The organism is Streptomyces sp. MST-110588 (assembly GCF_022695595.1).
In the GTDB taxonomy this organism is placed as follows: Bacteria; Actinomycetota; Actinomycetes; order Streptomycetales; family Streptomycetaceae; genus Streptomyces.
The window spans coordinates 4,155,385-4,170,882 of the sequence record NZ_CP074380.1; the positions used below are offsets into that span (position 1 = coordinate 4,155,385).

The window sequence follows — 15,498 nt, forward strand, 5'->3', positions numbered from 1 at the left end:
GGAACCGTATAAACTTGCCCCAGGGCGCTGAGCAGGGTGATCACGGGGCGATCAGGGGAGAGGATGCCGACATGGCGGACGCGGTTCAGACACCGGAAACAGCAGGGGCGGCACAGGCGGAGCGGACGGCGGGGCCGGTGTCCCCTCCGGCCCGGCCGCAGCAGTCACACCGACGGGACGAACAAGCCGTCTCCCAGTTCATCGAGCGCTTCGCGGCCCAGCTCACCGAGGCGGGGATGCAGCGCATGTCCGCCCGCGTCTTCGCGGCCCTGCTCGCCTCCGACTCGGGGACCCTGACCTCGGCGGAGCTGGGCGAGCGCCTCCAGGTCAGCCCGGCCGCCATCTCCGGCGCCATCCGCTACCTGTCCCAGGTCAACATGGTCGGCCGCGAGCGCGAGCCGGGCTCCCGGCGCGACCGCTACCGGGTGCACAGCGACCAGTGGTACGAGGCGCTGACCCAGCGGGACAACATGATGACCCGCTGGGAGGGCGCCCTGCGGGAGGGCGTCAGCGCCCTGGGCACCGGGTCTCCGGCCGGGCGGCGGGTCGCCGAGACGCTGGCCTTCTTCGAGTTCGTGCAGGGTGAGCTGGGCGGGCTGCTGGAGCGCTGGCGCGAGCACCGGGACAAGCTGCGTGCCGAGTACGAGGCGGACGCGCCCGAGAAGTGATCGTGTGACGCCGCTGCGCACGCCCTGCCAGCCGTACGCTCCCGCGCTGCGTACGCCCCTCCGCCCCGTACGCCATCTCTGCCGTGTACGCCCTCACCTCACAGCCCCGTCCCTCCCTCCTCAGTCGCGCGGCAGCGTCAGCCGCCACGCTCCCGCCTGCACCGTCCACGTACGGGTCCTGACCGGCCCGCCCACCACCGCGTCCGCCCGGTAGCGGAAGTCCGTGCCCGAGACGGTCACGGCCCGCGCGCGGGCCCGTACGGGATGCTCGGCGGACTGCCAGTGCACGACGACGTCGGCCAGCCCGGAATCCAGCGCGGCGCCGTCCACCGCCGCCGCGCCCGGCCCGTCCTGCGGCGCGCGGGCGCTGGGCACCACCGATACCCGCTCCACGGGCCGGTCCAGGTCGGCCAGCACGATTCCGTCCGCCTCGACCCGCAGCCGCCGGGGCGGTGTACGGTCCCGCCGCCCGCCCCGGCCCGTCAGCGCCGCCAGAAGGTCGCCGGGCGAGGTCAGCCGCGTCAGCGCCGCCCGCACCCCGGACCTCCCGCCACCCTCGGAGCCGCCCCGGCCACTGTCCCGGCCACCGCCCCCGCTCGCGTCCCCGCCTTCCCCCGCGTACGGAATGCGCAGCCCGCCCAGCACGATGCCGTCGCTGTCGTCCGTGAGCAGGTCCATCCGCTGCTCGGTGCCGTCCAGGACCGTCCGCGCGGCGGCCACGGCGCCCGTGGGGACGCCCAGGGAGTGCGACAGGGCCACCGTGGAGGGGGCGCCCACCGGGACCACCGACAGCGCCACCCGCGCCAGCTCGCGCTCCTTGTGGAGGAGCGCGACGGCGCGCACCAGGGCGTGGTCGTCACCGATCACCACCGGCCGGCGCTGGCCCCGGCGGGCGAGCGCCCGTGCGAACTCCTCCGGCCCGTCGGGAAGGCAGATTTTCGTACTGGCGCCCGCACACAGCACGTCTTTCGCGATGCGCACGGACTCCCCGTCCGTACTGCGGGCCACCGGGTCGATGACCACGAGCAGGGGGTGCCCCCGGACGGAGTCTGGGGGAGAGTGTCGAGGTCGAGAAGGCTGCGCCGACACCTCGGTCCTTCCTCATTTCAGGTAGCATCTCGGTGCAAGAGCCCCTTGCGCTATTGCGCCAGGGGCTTCGTCTATTCCGGGGCACCGGTCCAACGGCTCCAGCGATGACGTGCACATGGACACGCATGGAGTACACCGTCACGCACGTTGGACATGCCCCGCCCGGAAGGGGTGTACGCCTGTGCCCGCACTTGTGCTGCTCGGTGCTCAGTGGGGTGATGAGGGCAAGGGAAAGGCCACCGACCTGCTCGGTGGATCCGTCGATTATGTGGTGCGCTACCAGGGCGGCAACAACGCCGGCCACACGGTCGTCGTCGGCGACCAGAAGTACGCGCTGCATCTTCTCCCTTCCGGAATCCTCTCGCCGGGGTGCACCCCGGTCATCGGCAACGGCGTCGTCGTCGACCCGGCGGTCCTGCTCTCCGAGCTGAGCGGACTCAACGAGCGCGGCGTCGACACGTCCAAGCTGCTGATCAGCGGTAACGCGCATCTGATCACGCCGTACAACATCACCGTCGACAAGGTGACGGAACGCTTCCTCGGAAAGCGCAAGATCGGTACGACGGGCCGCGGCATCGGCCCGACGTACGCCGACAAGATCAACCGCACCGGCATCCGTGTGCAGGACCTCTTCGACGAGTCGATCCTGCACCAGAAGGTCGAGGCGGCCCTGGACTTCAAGAACCAGGTGCTCGCCAAGCTCTACAACCACCGCGCGGTCGTCGCCGACCAGGTCGTGGAGGAGATGCTCGGTTACGCGGACAAGATCCGCGGCTACGTCGCCGACACCACCCTGATCCTGAACAACGCCATCGACGAGGGCAAGGTCGTCCTCTTCGAAGGCGGTCAGGGCACGCTGCTGGATGTCGATCACGGCACCTACCCCTTCGTGACGTCCTCCAACCCCACCGCGGGCGGCGCCTGCACGGGCGCCGGCGTGGGCCCGACGAAGATCAGCCGGGTCATCGGCATCCTCAAGGCGTACACGACGCGGGTCGGTGCCGGTCCGTTCCCGACCGAGCTGTTCGACAAGGACGGCGAGGCGCTGCGCACCATCGGCGGCGAGCGCGGCGTCACCACCGGCCGCGACCGCCGCTGCGGCTGGTTCGACGCGGTCATCGCCCGTTACGCGACCCGCGTCAACGGCCTGACCGACTTCTTCCTCACCAAGCTCGACGTGCTCACCGGCTGGGAGCAGATCCCGGTCTGCGTCGCGTACGAGATCGACGGCAAGCGGGTCGAGGAACTCCCGTACTCCCAGACCGACTTCCACCACGCGAAGCCGATCTACGAGAACCTGCCGGGCTGGTCCGAGGACATCACCAAGGCCAAGACGTTCTCCGACCTGCCGAAGAACGCACAGGCGTACGTCAAGGCACTGGAGGAGATGTCCGGCGCCCCGATCTCCGCCATCGGCGTCGGCCCCGGCCGCGACGAGACGATCGAGATCAACTCCTTCCTCTCCTGACCGAATCGGCCCGTTCCCGATCGGTTCCTTCCTAGCCGTGGCCCGGCAGGCGATCCGCCTGCCGGGCCACGGCTACGCTGTGCGGCGTTCCCATCTGGTGGAGGCGCGGTCCACACTGGTGGGCAGGAGGAAGGTGGGTGGCGATGCGAGAGACGCCTCAGTGGCGCAAGTCAACATTCTCGGAGAACACCGGTGATGCGAACTGCGTCGAGCTCGCCACGTACGGCGATGAGATCTTCGTGCGGGAGAGCGACGAGCCCGATACGGTCCTCAAAACCACATCGCCGGAAGTCCGCGCGTTGCTCGCCAGCATCAAAACAGGCGGGTTGGGTCGGCCCGAGTAGGGTCTGCGCCGGTTCAAGCAGGGGGAGCGGATGGCGGCACGGAAACCACCGACCGAGCGGCAGCGGCGGCTGGGCGCGGAGTTGCGCAAGATGCGCGAGCGCGCGGGATTGTCGCTGACCGAAGCAGGGGTGGTTCACCGAGTGGACAAGGCCACCATCAGCAACATCGAGTCCGCTCGTTTCGGGGTCAGTTGCGACAGAGTACGCGTATGGGCCGCCAATTACTCGTGCCGGGACGCCGCGTACATCGATGCGCTGGTGGAGATGGCCAGGGAGCGCGGTAGGCACTGGTGGGACGATTACAGGGGGATCTGTGTCCCCGGTGCTATGAATCTGGCAGAAGTCGAGCACCACGCCCACGGCATGCGCTCCGTACAGATCATGCACATGCCGGGACTTCTTCAGCATGAGGAATACGCGCGGTCGGTGTTCGAAGAAGCGGTGCCCGCGGTGGCGCCCGAAGAGATCGAACGCAGGGTCGCATTCCGTATGCGCCGCAAAGATGTTCTGGATCGAACGCCGATGCTGGCCTGTATCTTCATCATCCACGAAGCGGCTCTGCGTATGCGCTTCGGCGGGCGAGGCGTGATCGGGTCGCAGTTGGACCATCTGTTGAAGCAGTCGGAGCGGGACAACGTGACGATCCGAGTCGTTCCGTTCGAGGCAGGCGGGTTTACTGCTGTGGGGACGTCGACCTTCTACGCCTATGGACCTGTTCCGCAGCTCGACACCGTGCAGTCGGATACACCCTTGGGTTCCAGGTTCATGGACGCAGAGGCCGACCTCGCCAACTACCGCGTGGTGCTGGACCGGATGGAACAGCGTTCTCTTAGTCCTGAGCGCTCGCGGGACTTCATCCAGGAAATGGTGCAGCAGCTCTGAAAGGGCTGTGTGCCGCAACGGCATATGCCAGTTTGTCGGTCAGGGGCCAAAATGTTGAAGTTCTAAGCCCCTTGAAGCTAGGGTCTCAACAGCACGCCGCAACTGCCCAGTTACCGCGTGAAGAGAAAGTGCCCTGGCGGTGTTCCAGCACCCCAGGGCGTGGCCAACGCCTCACAGGAGCGTCAGCATGGCCCACCTTATCTGCTCCGTCCTCCGACGAACAGTTGCCCGCTTCTTCAGGAAGCCTGATGCGGCCAAAAGCGCGGCCAAAAGCGCGGCCAAATTGGCGCGGCAATGCGCAGCGGCGCGGGCCGTCTGTTCCTTCGCCCAGCCGAGAAGGACCGGACCCGTCGAACACCCGATCCTCGACGGGCCCAGTCCGCTCGTACGGCCGTACCTCCTCGTCCACGAACAACAAGAACGGCGGGCCGCATACGAGCTGTTCGCCTTCGCGGGGGTGCCGGCATGAAGGGAACCCGTAACCCCTCCGTACCGCCGGGGCTGCGCATCAGTCGCGTACCCGGTGAACCCGTACGGCGCGAAGCCGACGGGCGGTACGCCATCCACCTCTGGCTGCGGCAGGACGGGAAGTTCGACGGGGACATCACCCTCCAGCTCACCCCGGCCGAAACCGAACTCCTGCACGCGCAACTCTGCTTCGCGCTCGACGAGGACCCGGCGGAGCCGGTGTCGCTGCCCGCCGACCGTACGCCGGACTGCCGCAAACCCGTGCCCCGCCGCCCGGTGGTGCGCTGGCCGTAGGCCCGTACGTACGGGCGGGCCGGGTCGCTCCCTTGTCCGGTTGGGGGCCGTCATCCGGTGCAAGGGGAGAGCCGTGCCGTCGTCGCCGTCGTCCCGCCTGCCCCGGTGACGACGCGGACGGCTTCGGCGGAAGCTGGGGCGGGCAGGACACCCCGGAGCAGCAGGCGGGTGATGTCCGCCTGCTGCTTCGGGGTGTCTTCGTGCGCGGTGGTCACTCGTCGTCCTCCGGCTGGGGACGGGCCAGGCGGCCGAGCAGGGTTACCGCGTCATCGAGGGGCACCGGCCGGAAGAACCGCTTGTCGACGAGTTCGACGGCGGCGATCGCGCGTGGGGCCAGGTCGGCGCCGGTGTGGGTGACGCGCAGCCGTTTGGCGCGGGTGTCGGCCGGGTCGACTTCGCGTTCGATGAGTCCTTTGTGCTCCAGGGCGCGCAAAACCTGGGAGGTCATCTTGATGTCGGTGCCCGCTTGGCGGGCGAGGGTCAGTTGATTGGGGTGCTCGCCCTGGGTGTTGAGCCACCAGGCACAGGCGAGCAGCACGAACTGTACGTGGGTGAGACCGAGAGGGGTCAGGGCTGCGGCGATGTCGCGCTGCCAGCGCAGGGTGGCGTGCCACAGCAGGAATCCGGGGCTCTCGCCGGGGGTGAGGTCCATCAGCGTCGAGCCAGCTCGACCAGCGAGGCCATGGTGTCGGGCCAGTCGGCGGTGATGCCCGGGCCGATGCGCGGGCCGGCCTCTTCGGCGCCGGGGCCGGTGATCTCCATCCGGTACACCACCCGGATCCGGTCGTCGTCGGTGTGGTCGATTCGGTGGGTGGTCCGCAGCACCAGGTCGCCGAAGCGGGCCTCGTCGACGAATCGTTCGTTCTCGACGGCCTCGGCGATGCGCAGCAGGACCGGATCGTCTCCTGGCGGCGTCATCGTGATGTGGGTGCCCGTCGCGAACGGGCCATCGATCTCGATCTTCTCGATCTCGGCGTTCCAGGTGCCCCAGTTCTCCACATCGGCCCAGAGCCGCCAGATCGCCTCGGGGGCGGCGCCGGTCTCGACGCTGTGCTCGTACTCCCACATGTGCGGTCTCCCTTGGAAAGCCCCGGCCGGTGATGTGCCCGGAGGTTGTCTGCGCGAAGGTTACCTACGCGGAGATTGCCTGCGCGCAGATTGTCTGTGCAGAGACTATCTGCGCGGAGGCTACCTGTCGAGAGGCGTTCAGACCCTGTCCGTCGACATCGCATCCATCGCTTCGGAGAGGGTTTCCAGGGCCGTCATGACCTGGGCGAACCGCTCCGGGCCGCCGAGTTGTTCGCTCAGGCGGCGGGCGAGGTCGCTGTGGGCGGGGCGGATGCGCCGTACCGCCGCCAGGCCCTCGTCGGTCGCCGCGACCAGTTTCGCGCGGCGGTGCGCGGGGTTGGGGCGGTACTCGGCCAGGCCGCGTTCCACCAGCAGGTCCGCGATGCGCTGCACGCTCTGCCGGGTGATGCCCATCTCCCGCGCGATGCCGGACACCGGCAGCGGCGTGCGCAGTACGGCGCCCAGCACCTGCCACCAGGCGGCGGTCAGCCCGGCCGGGCGCGCCAACTGCTCGGAGACGGCGAGGAACTGACCGTTGAGGCGGAAGGCGGCCAGGGCGGTACGGCTGAGCAGGTCGGGGACAGGGGGAGCCGTATGCGCGCGGGGTGTTCGTGGAGTGCGGGTCATCGGGCGGTGGTCGCGTTCATCAGGACGGGGAACGCGGTCGCGTCCGAGTGGCGGTGCAGGCGGAACCAGGCGTCCAGTACGGGCGGTTCCATCACGTCCAGCTCCGCGAAGATCTCGCGGGCGAAGGCGACCGGTTCGGTCGGGCCGGCGGTAATCAGTCCGCGGTCGCGTACGGCGTCCGTATCGCGGTAGCGGTCGGCGCCCTGGTAGCCGGGCTGGGCGGCGAGGTAGTCCAGGACGGCGCTGGTGTGCGTACGGTCATCGAGCAGGCCCTCGCGAGCCAGGCCGGCCGTCGCACCGCAGATGGCCGCGACCGGCACGCCCGCCTCCAGGAACTCCCGGGCCTTGCGGGCGAAGGGGGCCAGTTCCTCGCCGCTGTCCCAGAGGGAGGCGCCGGGGAGGATCAGCAGCGCGCTGTCCTGGGGGCGCAGGGCGTCCAGGGCGAGGTCGGGGAGGACGCGTATGCCTCCCATCGTGGTCACGGGGGCGGATCCGGTGGTGGTGGCGGCGACGGTGGCGATGCGGAAGCCGTCGCCCGGGGTGGTGTGGAAGTACGTGCCCTGGCGCAGCACTGTGGCGGCGTGGCCGAACTCCCAGTCGGCGGCGGTGTCGTAAAGGGCGAGGTGTACGGCCTTGGGGGACGGCGTCGGTGCTGCTGCCGGTGTCGTGGAAGTCATGACAGCATGCTGTCGTAAAGGCAGTGTGCTGTCAATGCTTTGCGAATACTTGGAACTTCTCGGCCTGCCCGTGCGTACACATGTCAGCACGCTCTGTTCCCGCTGTTCCCGCTGTTCCCGCTGTTCCCGCCTCTCCGCTGTTCCTCCCGTCCCTCCGGCGCAAGGAGACCGAGTGACTCCCGTGATTCCCGCCGTACGGGCCATCGGGCGGGCCGCCATGGCCGCGCGTCCCGTCACCCTCGCCGAATTACAGGCGCGCGCCGAGCTGTTGACCCGCTTCGAACGCAGCTACCTCGTGCCGGTCGAGGTCTTCGCGGAGTTCGCGGCGCGGCTGACCGACCCGCGCCGGCCCGGCGGGCCGCTGCGCAGCCTGTGTGTCAACGGCCGCCGCTGGTTCGCGTACCAGTCCCTCTCCTACGACACCCCTGACCTGCGGTCCTTCTACGACGACCGGCAGCGGCGACGGTGCCGCTTCAAGATCCGCGAGCGGCTGTACGCGGACACCGGCGAGCGGCAGTTCGAGATCAAGCTCAGGGGGCGGCGGGGCGAGACGGTCAAGCGGCGGCAGCAACTCCTGCCGGAGGACGCGGCGCTGGGGCACGGCCCGCGCCGCTTCCTCGCCTCCGTACTGCATCGCGCGTACGGCATGGCGGCGCCCGAGGAGCTGGCGCCCTCCCTGTGCACGGAGTACCAGCGGGCCACGTTCGTGGGGAACGGGCAGCGGATCACCTGTGACGCGGGCCTGATCTGCCGGGACCTTGCGACCGGGCGCGCCATACGGGCCGACGGCGGGCTCGTCCTCGTACAGACCAAGCGAGGGGCCGGAGGGGTGGGGCGGACGGAGTCAGCCGCTCCGCCGGTCGACGCGGAGGCCGACGCCGATGTGGACCGGATGCTGCGGGAGTACGGGATATCCGCCTCGGGGTTCACCAAATACTGCGGCGCGCTGTCGGCGCTGCGGCCGGACCTGGTCTCGCCGTGCTGGCGGGCGACGGTGCGTACGGCCTTCCCGCGGGCGGCGGCGTAGCGGGCGCGCGCCTCGGCCGCCTGCCCGGGCTCGGTGCCGACAGTCTGTCCGGGGTCGTGGCGAGGGCCGTACAGACTGTCGGTACCGGCGGCCGGGGCGTGATCCCTAGGGTGGGGGCGTCCGCCATCCCTGAGCCCCGGCGGGCCCGAGCGATCCGAGGTAGTGACCGTGACCACGACGCAACCCGACCCGGCAGCCGGCGCGGCCGTACGCGCCGCCGACCGCGCGCACGTCTTCCACTCCTGGTCCGCCCAGGGCCTCATCGACCCGCTGGCCGTGGCGGGCGCCGAGGGCGCGTACTTCTGGGACTACGACGGCAACCGCTACCTGGACTTCTCCTCCCAACTGGTCAACACCAACATCGGGCACCAGCACCCGAAGGTCGTCGCCGCCATCCAGGAGCAGGCGGCCGAGCTGTGCACGCTCGCCCCGGGCTTCGCCGTGGACGTACGGTCCGAGGCGGCCCGGCTGATCGCCGGGCGTACCCCCGGCGACCTCGACAAGATCTTCTTCACCAACGGCGGCGCGGAGGCGGTGGAGAACGCCGTCCGGATGGCGCGGCTGCACACCGGCCGCCCCAAGGTGCTCTCCGCCTACCGCTCGTACCACGGCGCCACCGCCGCCGCGATCAACCTCACCGGAGACCCGCGCCGTTGGGCCTCGGACACCGCCTCCGCCGGGGTCGTCCACTTCTGGGGTCCGTTCCTGTACCGCTCGGCCTTCCATGCCGGGACCGAGGAGCAGGAGTGCTCCCGCGCGCTGCGGCACCTGGAGGACATCATCACCTTCGAGGGGCCGCAGACGATCGCCGCGATCATCCTGGAGACCGTCCCCGGCACGGCCGGGATCATGGTCCCGCCGCCCGGTTACCTGTCCGGCGTCCGCGAGATCTGCGACCGCTACGGCATCGTCTACATCCTGGACGAGGTCATGGCGGGATTCGGGCGTACGGGACGCTGGTTCGCCGCCGACCACTTCGGCGTCACCCCCGACCTGCTGACCTTCGCCAAGGGCGTCAACTCCGGCTACGTACCGATGGGCGGTGTCGCCATCAGCGCGGAGATCGCCGCCACCTTCGACCAGCGGCCCTACCCGGGCGGTCTGACGTACTCCGGTCACCCGCTGGCCTGCGCCTCCGCCGTCGCCACGATCAACGCGATGGCCGAGGAGCGGATCGTGGAGAACGCCGCCGAGATCGGCGAGAAGGTGCTCGGGCCGGGGCTGCGCGAGCTGGCCGAGCGGCACCCGAGTGTCGGCGAGGTCCGTGGCATGGGCGTCTTCTGGGCCCTGGAACTGGTCAGGAACAAGGAGACCCGCGAGCCGCTGGTGCCGTACAACGCGGCGGGCGCGGCGAACGCGCCGATGGCCGAGTTCGCGGCGGCCTGCAAGCGCGGCGGCCTGTGGCCCTTCGTCAACATGAACCGGACGCACGCCGTCCCGGCCTGCACGATCACCGAGGCGGAGGCGAAGGAGGGCCTGGCCGTCCTGGACGAGGCGCTGTCGGCGGCGGACGCGCACACGGTGTGAGACGTGCACACGGTGTGAGGCGCGCACACGGTGTGAGGGGTAGGCGCTCAGTCGGCTTCAGGCATCCCGTTTACCCGCTTATCGGCTCATATATGGAGTGGGTATCGGCCACCCACTCGCGTTGCCCGCTGTCACACACAGTCACTCGTTCGGGTTAGTCGTCAACGCTGCGTAAGTACGTCACTCACTCCCGGGCATGCCCATGGCGTTCTGTCCCCGCCAAAAGGATGTGCAGCATGAATCGCTCCACCCGACGCCGTCTCGCCGTCGCCGCCGTCGCGGCAACGGCCTTGGCCGTCCCGGCCGTTCCCGCCGTCGCGGCCCCCGCCGCGGCCACCGGCAGCTCCCAGGAAGTGCGCAGCGTCGAGCTCTACCGTGGCACCGAGCAGGAAGCCGCACAGATGCGCGTGGCGCTGTGCGTCAAGAGGACCGGCGCGCTGACGCTGACGGTGACCGCCCGGGCCCTGGCTCCGGGGCAGGACGCGCAGGGAGCGTGCATGACCGTCCAGCCGCCGCAGCCGCCCGGCTTCCCGAGCGACGACGCCCGTACGGTCCCCACCCGTACGGACGCCACTCGTGCGGCCGTCGCCCGGGTCGCTCCGTACGACTACAACGCCGGTGAGCAGGACATCCTGGTCGGCACCAGCGCCGCCGCCCTCGAAAGGGTGCAGATCCCCCTCTGCACCGTTCTGGGCTCCGACCCCAGCATCGTCTCGATCGTGGTAAGTCCCCTGTCTCCCGACAGCAACTGTGCCACCGCGCAGGGTTCGGACCTCTCCCGCCTCCTGTGAGCCCGGCGGCCTGCCGCGTGTGAGGCCGATGGTCCCCCGCGTGTGAGGCAGATGGTCCACCCTCTCTGAGAGCGGTGGCCGCGCGCCCCCGTCGAGTCCCGCGCCCGGGACCCGGCGGGGGCGCGTCGTGTTCCCCGCGCGTCTCTTCCGTACCGGTTCGCTACCGGTTCCGTACCGGATTCTGTCGCTTCCGTACCGATGCGTACAGATTTCCCGCAGTCCCGCCCGGCGCGTTACCTATGCGACGCACGGGCCGGAGCGGCCCTCGCCTATCGTGTGGCGAGGGCCGCTTCCCTGCCGTGCGGTCATGAGGACGGACGTCTAAGGAGACGGACACGATGCCCGCCGGCACAGTCAGCGGAGTCATACGTCGCAGCACGCTGCGCCAGCAGATCGCCGACGCGCTGCGCGACGAGGTCCTGGCCGGCCGGCTGCCGTCGGGCCACCAGTTCACGGTCAAGGAGATCGCCGAGCAGTACGGGGTCTCCGCGACCCCCGTACGCGAGGCGCTGCTCGACCTGTGTGCCCAGGGCCTCCTGGACGTCGAACAGCACCGCGGCTTCAGCGTCCACGCCTTCACGGCCGAGGACTTCCGGGCGATGGTCGACGCCCGCACACTCATCATCGAGGGGATCTTCCGCAGCAGCGCGGAGCGGGCGGTGCGGGCCCTGTCGGACGAGGCGCTGGCGTCCATCCGGCGCCGGGCGGAGGAGGCCGAGCGTGCCGCGCGCGCCGGTGACCTGGACGTACTGATCGGGTACGACCTGCGGTTCTGGCGCGAGCTGGGCAGCATCGTAGGGAACCCGTACATCTCGGACTTCCTGGACCGGGTCCGCGTACAGACGTGGATGTTCGCGGTGCCGCTGCTGCGGCGCCGGGCCGATCTGCGCGGACACCTGTGGCACGGCCACCGGGAGCTGGTCGCCGCCGTCGTCGGCCGCGATCTGGCCGAGGCGCAGCGGCTCGTGCGGGAGTACAACGAGCACTCCCTCACCCTCGTCGGGGACCTCGCCTAGCACTACGCTGTCCCGACCGTACCGACGCGTACACCGGCCCCACCCACCGCCCCGGAACGGGGCGTCCCCGACCGGAAGCGAGCACTCGTGGCCTGTGACCTGTGGCTGGTCCCCCTTGTCGACGTGCTGTGCCACAGCCCCGACAACCCCTTCTCCGAAGAGATCGCGGCCTACGACGCGGCCCTGACGGAAGCGGGCCTGCCGCCCGTACCGGTCTTCAGCTACATGCCCGGCCTGTCCGGAGACGTGGCGCCGGTCGCCGGCTTCGACTACGACGCGCTGCACTTCCTGCGCCGGGCCTACCTGCTCCAGATCTGCGGCCTGGAAGTGACGCCGGTGGACGAACTGGGCGGGGACTACGAACAGTTGCTGGAGATGTTCGAGACCACGGCCCAGCAGTCGCATCTGGTGTGGCACTACGACTACGCGGGGGCGTACGTCCCCGTCGACTTCCCCTTCCCGCTCGCCAACGACGAACTCCTGGAGCGCGGCGGGCCGTTGGGCTCCGCACACGGATTGCTGCGCGATCTGGGGCTGGTCGCGCCGGCCATCGGGATCGACCCGGCCAACCCGCCGGCCGCGCCCGCGCCGCCCGTACGGCCCACGTCCCTGGAGGAGCGGGCGAGCGTGGAGCCCGCCGAGGCCGGGCCGTTCGCGCGGGAACGGCATGTCTGGCTCGGACTGCACGCGGCGGCTACCCGCAGTCTCGGGCAGGGCTCGATGATCGTGTTCAGTTAGGTGGTGCGCGAGGGGCATCGGTGGTGCCGGGCTCCGGTGGCCGGGTTCAGCGCGGGGATTCCGGTGGTCGGGTTCAGCGCGGGGATTCCGGTGGCCGCTGGCGGGGCATGTTCGGGCGCGTCCCCGGGGGAGCGTGATGCGGCCCGGTGGCGGGCCGCCCTCCGGGCGCTGCCCCAAGGAGACCGTCGCCTGGGCGACCGACGGCATGGGTCCGGACCGGAACTGCGCCATCCAGTCGGCCGTTTCGGACCGTACGAGTTCCGCGACGTCCTCGTTGAAGCGCCGCAGCACGCCCAGGCAGCGCTCGGTGGCCTCGCTCGCCGTGCCCTCCGTCGGGCCGAGCATCTCGCGTACGCACTCGGACGCCCACTCGAACTGCAGCGCCTCCAGGCGGCGCTGCACCGCCTGGGCGGTGGCCATGTCCCGCATCCAGCCGGCCGTCACTCCGATGAACCGGTCGCAGCCGACGCAGACGGCGGCGGTCAGCAGCGCCAGATAACCCCACTTCGCGCCGCCGGCCACCGCTCCGGCCAGTTGGAGCAGCGGCATCGCGCCGCCCACGCCGACGCCCGCCACGGTCCCGATCCGCAGGGCGCGCGCGGCCCGCCGCTTGGCCACCCGGTCGGTCAGGTACCAGTCGGTGACGCGCAGCGCGCCCGCCTCGGCCCAGCGGTACAGCTCGTCCAGGCGCTCGGCCGGCTCGCCCCAGTCCCCGAGCGGGAAGACGCGGCCCGCCAGGTCGTCCTGGTCCCGGTGACGGCCACGGTCACGGTCGCGGCGCCGTGCCCACCCGCCCTCCTCCCGAGGGGGGCCCTCGGGCTGCATCTCCGGCTGACTCACCCGTGCGCTCCCTCATGCAGATACGTGCGATGCGCGCAGTACGTACGAGACGACGGGACGACGAGAGACGGCCGGGGCGACGAGATGGTCGAGACGGCCGAGACGGTCAATAGGGTCGTTTACGTACGAGACGGTCGATGTGCGCGCCACCTTCCTACCGCCGAACGGTGGGTGTCGCCCCCAAGATCGCTGGGATTCCGCCCGGAAGTGGGGACAGATCAGGTATAAGCCCGACACCTTTCTCACTCGAAAGAGTTGCCCGCGCCGTAAACGTCCCGCACATACTCCCGGATGACCGTGGCGTCGCGGGGCGCCGCGGGGCGTCGCGGTCATCCGGGGCGTTACGGCAGTGGCGTGAAGGCGTCGGCCGGCCGCGGGCGGCGGCCGGCGAGGGCAGAGGAGAGGCCGTACGGCGCGCAGGGGCGGCCCCGCGCCCGCGCCCGCCCGCGCCGGACGACTAGGCTGCACGCGTGAAGGTCCTCGTCATCGGCGGCGGCGCCCGCGAACACGCCCTGTGCCGCTCTCTGTCCCTCGACCCCGACGTCACCGCACTGCACTGCGCCCCCGGCAACGCCGGCATCGCCGAGGTGGCCGAACTGCACCGCGTCGACGTCCTCGACGGCGCGGCCGTGGCCGAGCTGGCCACCGGGCTCCAGGCGGACCTGGTCGTCGTCGGCCCCGAAGCGCCGCTGGTCGCCGGGGTGGCGGACGCGGTGCGCGAGCGCGGCGTCCCGGTCTTCGGCCCCTCCGCCGAAGCGGCGCGGCTGGAAGGCTCCAAGGCGTTCGCGAAGGACGTGATGGCCGCCGCCGGGGTGCCCACGGCCCGTTCGTACGTCTGCGCGACGCCCGCCGAGATCGACGCGGCCCTGGACGCCTTCGGGGCCCCGTACGTCGTCAAGGACGACGGGCTGGCGGCCGGCAAGGGCGTCGTGGTCACCGAGGACCTCGAAACCGCCCGCGCGCACGCGCTCGCCTGCGGCCAGGTCGTCATCGAGGAGTTCCTCGACGGCCCGGAGGTCTCGCTGTTCGCCGTCACCGACGGCCGTACGGTCCTGCCCCTCCAGCCCGCCCAGGACTTCAAGCGCGCCTACGACGGCGACGCGGGCCCCAACACCGGCGGCATGGGCGCGTACAGCCCGCTGCCGTGGGCCGATCCGAAGCTGGTCGACGAGGTCCACGAGACGGTTCTGCAGCCCACGGTGGACGAACTGCGCCGCCGCGGCACGCCCTTCTCCGGCCTCCTGTACGCGGGCCTGGCGATCACCTCGCGCGGCGTACGCGTCATCGAGTTCAACGCGCGCTTCGGCGACCCGGAGACGCAGGTCGTCCTCGCCCGCCTGAAGTCGCCGCTCTCCCGGCTGCTGCACGCCGCCGCGACCGGGACCCTGGCCGATCTCCAGCCGCTGCGCTGGAGCGAGGACGCGGCCGTCACGGTCGTCATCGCCTCGCACAACTACCCGGACAGCCCGCGCACCGGCGACCCCATCGGGGGCCTGGAGGAGGTCGCGGAGCAGGACGCGCCCGCGGCGTACGTCCTGCATGCGGGGACGAAGGCAGTTGAGAGGGATGGGAAGGGCGAGGGCGACGAAGGCGGCGCGGGCGCCGGGCGCGGGACCGTGGTCAGCGCGGGCGGGCGGGTGCTGTCCGTCACCGCCACGGGCGCCGACCTCACCACGGCGCGGGAGCGCGCCTACCGCGCGGTCGACCGGATCACCCTGGATGGTTCGCACCACCGCCGGGACATCGCGGAGCGGGCGGCCCGGGACGCCGATAAGAGCTGACGGCTAAGCGCTGACGGCCTGAGCGCTGACGGAAGAGCTGACGGGAGAGCTGTCGGCGCGCGTGGACCATGATCCGGCCGGGGCAGACGGTGTGCGCCCCGGCTGGGTTCCCGGCTTTGCCCAAAGCCATTCCATCGAGTGACCGCGCCCCTATCCGGCTGACGTGAGCCGTACCCCCCAACTAGGGTTCCCG

17 protein-coding genes and 1 pseudogene are annotated in these 15,498 nt (G+C 70.7%); 11 read left to right on the plus strand and 7 right to left on the minus strand.

Going from position 1 to position 15,498, the window contains the following annotated elements; genetic code table 11:
• Positions 1-71: 71 nt before the first annotated feature.
• Complete coding sequence (locus KGS77_RS18250; RefSeq protein ID WP_242583177.1) at positions 72-668, plus strand: MarR family transcriptional regulator; 597 nt, start codon at positions 72-74, stop codon at positions 666-668.
• Between the two features lie 120 nt (positions 669-788).
• Here the strand turns inward: KGS77_RS18250 and KGS77_RS18255 are convergent, their stop codons facing one another.
• A complete protein-coding gene (locus KGS77_RS18255) occupies positions 789-1,691 on the minus strand; it encodes a hypothetical protein (protein ID WP_242583180.1) in 903 nt (300 codons plus the stop codon).
• A gap of 247 nt (positions 1,692-1,938) precedes the next feature.
• On the opposite strand from KGS77_RS18255, the gene KGS77_RS18260 reads away from it, so the two are divergent.
• From KGS77_RS18260 to KGS77_RS18275, 4 genes are all read left to right on the plus strand, one after another.
• Positions 1,939-3,225 (plus strand): adenylosuccinate synthase, encoded by a 1,287-nt coding sequence (locus KGS77_RS18260; RefSeq protein ID WP_242583183.1) that lies wholly within the window; start codon positions 1,939-1,941, stop codon positions 3,223-3,225.
• Positions 3,226-3,368: 143 nt separating this feature from the next.
• Positions 3,369-3,569, plus strand: coding sequence for a DUF397 domain-containing protein (locus tag KGS77_RS18265; protein ID WP_242587540.1), 201 nt, complete (start codon positions 3,369-3,371; stop codon positions 3,567-3,569).
• Between the two features lie 30 nt (positions 3,570-3,599).
• Positions 3,600-4,451, plus strand: a complete 852-nt coding sequence (locus KGS77_RS18270; RefSeq protein ID WP_242583187.1) for a helix-turn-helix transcriptional regulator — start codon at positions 3,600-3,602, stop codon at positions 4,449-4,451.
• Positions 4,452-4,916: 465 nt separating this feature from the next.
• Positions 4,917-5,213, plus strand: a complete 297-nt coding sequence (locus KGS77_RS18275; RefSeq protein WP_242583189.1) for a hypothetical protein — start codon at positions 4,917-4,919, stop codon at positions 5,211-5,213.
• A gap of 50 nt (positions 5,214-5,263) precedes the next feature.
• Here KGS77_RS18275 and KGS77_RS18280 read toward each other — a convergent pair whose 3' ends face one another.
• The 5 genes from KGS77_RS18280 to KGS77_RS18300 all read right to left on the minus strand — a co-directional run bounded on the left by KGS77_RS18280 (position 5,264) and on the right by KGS77_RS18300 (position 7,585).
• On the minus strand, positions 5,264-5,428 hold the full coding sequence (locus KGS77_RS18280) for a hypothetical protein (protein WP_242583191.1): 165 nt from the start codon (positions 5,426-5,428) through the stop codon (positions 5,264-5,266).
• Positions 5,425-5,865: a MarR family transcriptional regulator gene (locus tag KGS77_RS18285; protein ID WP_242583193.1), complete on the minus strand. Its 441-nt coding sequence runs from the start codon at positions 5,863-5,865 to the stop codon at positions 5,425-5,427. Before KGS77_RS18285 ends, KGS77_RS18280 begins: the two co-directional genes overlap by 4 nt.
• Complete coding sequence (locus KGS77_RS18290; protein ID WP_242583195.1) at positions 5,865-6,281, minus strand: SRPBCC family protein; 417 nt, start codon at positions 6,279-6,281, stop codon at positions 5,865-5,867. The genes KGS77_RS18285 and KGS77_RS18290 overlap by 1 nt, the downstream gene beginning before the upstream one ends.
• Positions 6,282-6,419: 138 nt before the next feature.
• A complete protein-coding gene (locus KGS77_RS18295; protein ID WP_242583198.1) occupies positions 6,420-6,908 on the minus strand; it encodes a MarR family transcriptional regulator in 489 nt (162 codons plus the stop codon).
• Entirely contained in the window at positions 6,905-7,585 is a 681-nt protein-coding gene (locus tag KGS77_RS18300) for a DJ-1/PfpI family protein (protein ID WP_242583200.1), read from the minus strand. Before KGS77_RS18300 ends, KGS77_RS18295 begins: the two co-directional genes overlap by 4 nt.
• 181 nt (positions 7,586-7,766) lie before the next feature.
• Between KGS77_RS18300 and KGS77_RS18305 the strand changes: the two genes are divergently transcribed.
• From KGS77_RS18305 to KGS77_RS18325, 5 genes are all read left to right on the plus strand, one after another.
• Positions 7,767-8,612, plus strand: a complete 846-nt coding sequence (locus tag KGS77_RS18305; protein ID WP_242587541.1) for a polyphosphate polymerase domain-containing protein — start codon at positions 7,767-7,769, stop codon at positions 8,610-8,612.
• Positions 8,613-8,780: 168 nt separating this feature from the next.
• Positions 8,781-10,139, plus strand: coding sequence for an aspartate aminotransferase family protein (locus tag KGS77_RS18310; protein WP_242583203.1), 1,359 nt, complete (start codon positions 8,781-8,783; stop codon positions 10,137-10,139).
• A 236-nt stretch (positions 10,140-10,375) separates the two neighbouring features.
• On the plus strand, positions 10,376-10,930 hold the full coding sequence (locus tag KGS77_RS18315; protein WP_242583206.1) for a hypothetical protein: 555 nt from the start codon (positions 10,376-10,378) through the stop codon (positions 10,928-10,930).
• A gap of 338 nt (positions 10,931-11,268) precedes the next feature.
• Entirely contained in the window at positions 11,269-11,946 is a 678-nt protein-coding gene (locus KGS77_RS18320) for a GntR family transcriptional regulator (RefSeq protein ID WP_242583209.1), read from the plus strand.
• Positions 11,947-12,033: 87 nt separating this feature from the next.
• The gene (locus KGS77_RS18325; protein WP_242583212.1) at positions 12,034-12,684 is read left to right on the plus strand and encodes a hypothetical protein; all 651 of its coding nucleotides are present in this window, start codon (positions 12,034-12,036) and stop codon (positions 12,682-12,684) included.
• Between the two features lie 73 nt (positions 12,685-12,757).
• On the opposite strand, the pseudogene KGS77_RS18330 reads toward KGS77_RS18325, so the two are convergent.
• Positions 12,758-13,524 (minus strand): annotated as a pseudogene (locus tag KGS77_RS18330) (SLATT domain-containing protein).
• 470 nt (positions 13,525-13,994) lie between these two features.
• Between KGS77_RS18330 and purD the strand changes: the two are divergent.
• Positions 13,995-15,305 carry a phosphoribosylamine--glycine ligase gene (gene purD / locus KGS77_RS18335; protein WP_242583215.1) on the plus strand — a complete coding sequence of 437 codons (1,311 nt, stop codon included), beginning with the start codon at positions 13,995-13,997 and terminating at the stop codon, positions 15,303-15,305.
• Positions 15,306-15,498: the final 193 nt, after the last annotated feature.

Excerpts from the sequence above, each read along its gene's own strand:
- KGS77_RS18250 (WP_242583177.1), top strand. The coding sequence starts at position 72 with ATGGCGGACGCGGTTCAGACACCGGAAACAGCAGGGGCGGCACAGGCG.
- KGS77_RS18265 (WP_242587540.1), top strand. The coding sequence starts at position 3,369 with ATGCGAGAGACGCCTCAGTGGCGCAAGTCAACATTCTCGGAGAACACC.
- KGS77_RS18270 (WP_242583187.1), top strand. The coding sequence starts at position 3,600 with ATGGCGGCACGGAAACCACCGACCGAGCGGCAGCGGCGGCTGGGCGCG.
- KGS77_RS18275 (WP_242583189.1), top strand. The coding sequence starts at position 4,917 with ATGAAGGGAACCCGTAACCCCTCCGTACCGCCGGGGCTGCGCATCAGT.
- KGS77_RS18285 (WP_242583193.1), bottom strand. The coding sequence starts at position 5,865 with ATGGACCTCACCCCCGGCGAGAGCCCCGGATTCCTGCTGTGGCACGCC.
- KGS77_RS18290 (WP_242583195.1), bottom strand. The coding sequence starts at position 6,281 with ATGTGGGAGTACGAGCACAGCGTCGAGACCGGCGCCGCCCCCGAGGCG.
- KGS77_RS18295 (WP_242583198.1), bottom strand. The coding sequence starts at position 6,908 with ATGACCCGCACTCCACGAACACCCCGCGCGCATACGGCTCCCCCTGTC.
- KGS77_RS18300 (WP_242583200.1), bottom strand. The coding sequence starts at position 7,585 with ATGACTTCCACGACACCGGCAGCAGCACCGACGCCGTCCCCCAAGGCC.
- KGS77_RS18315 (WP_242583206.1), top strand. The coding sequence starts at position 10,376 with ATGAATCGCTCCACCCGACGCCGTCTCGCCGTCGCCGCCGTCGCGGCA.
- KGS77_RS18320 (WP_242583209.1), top strand. The coding sequence starts at position 11,269 with ATGCCCGCCGGCACAGTCAGCGGAGTCATACGTCGCAGCACGCTGCGC.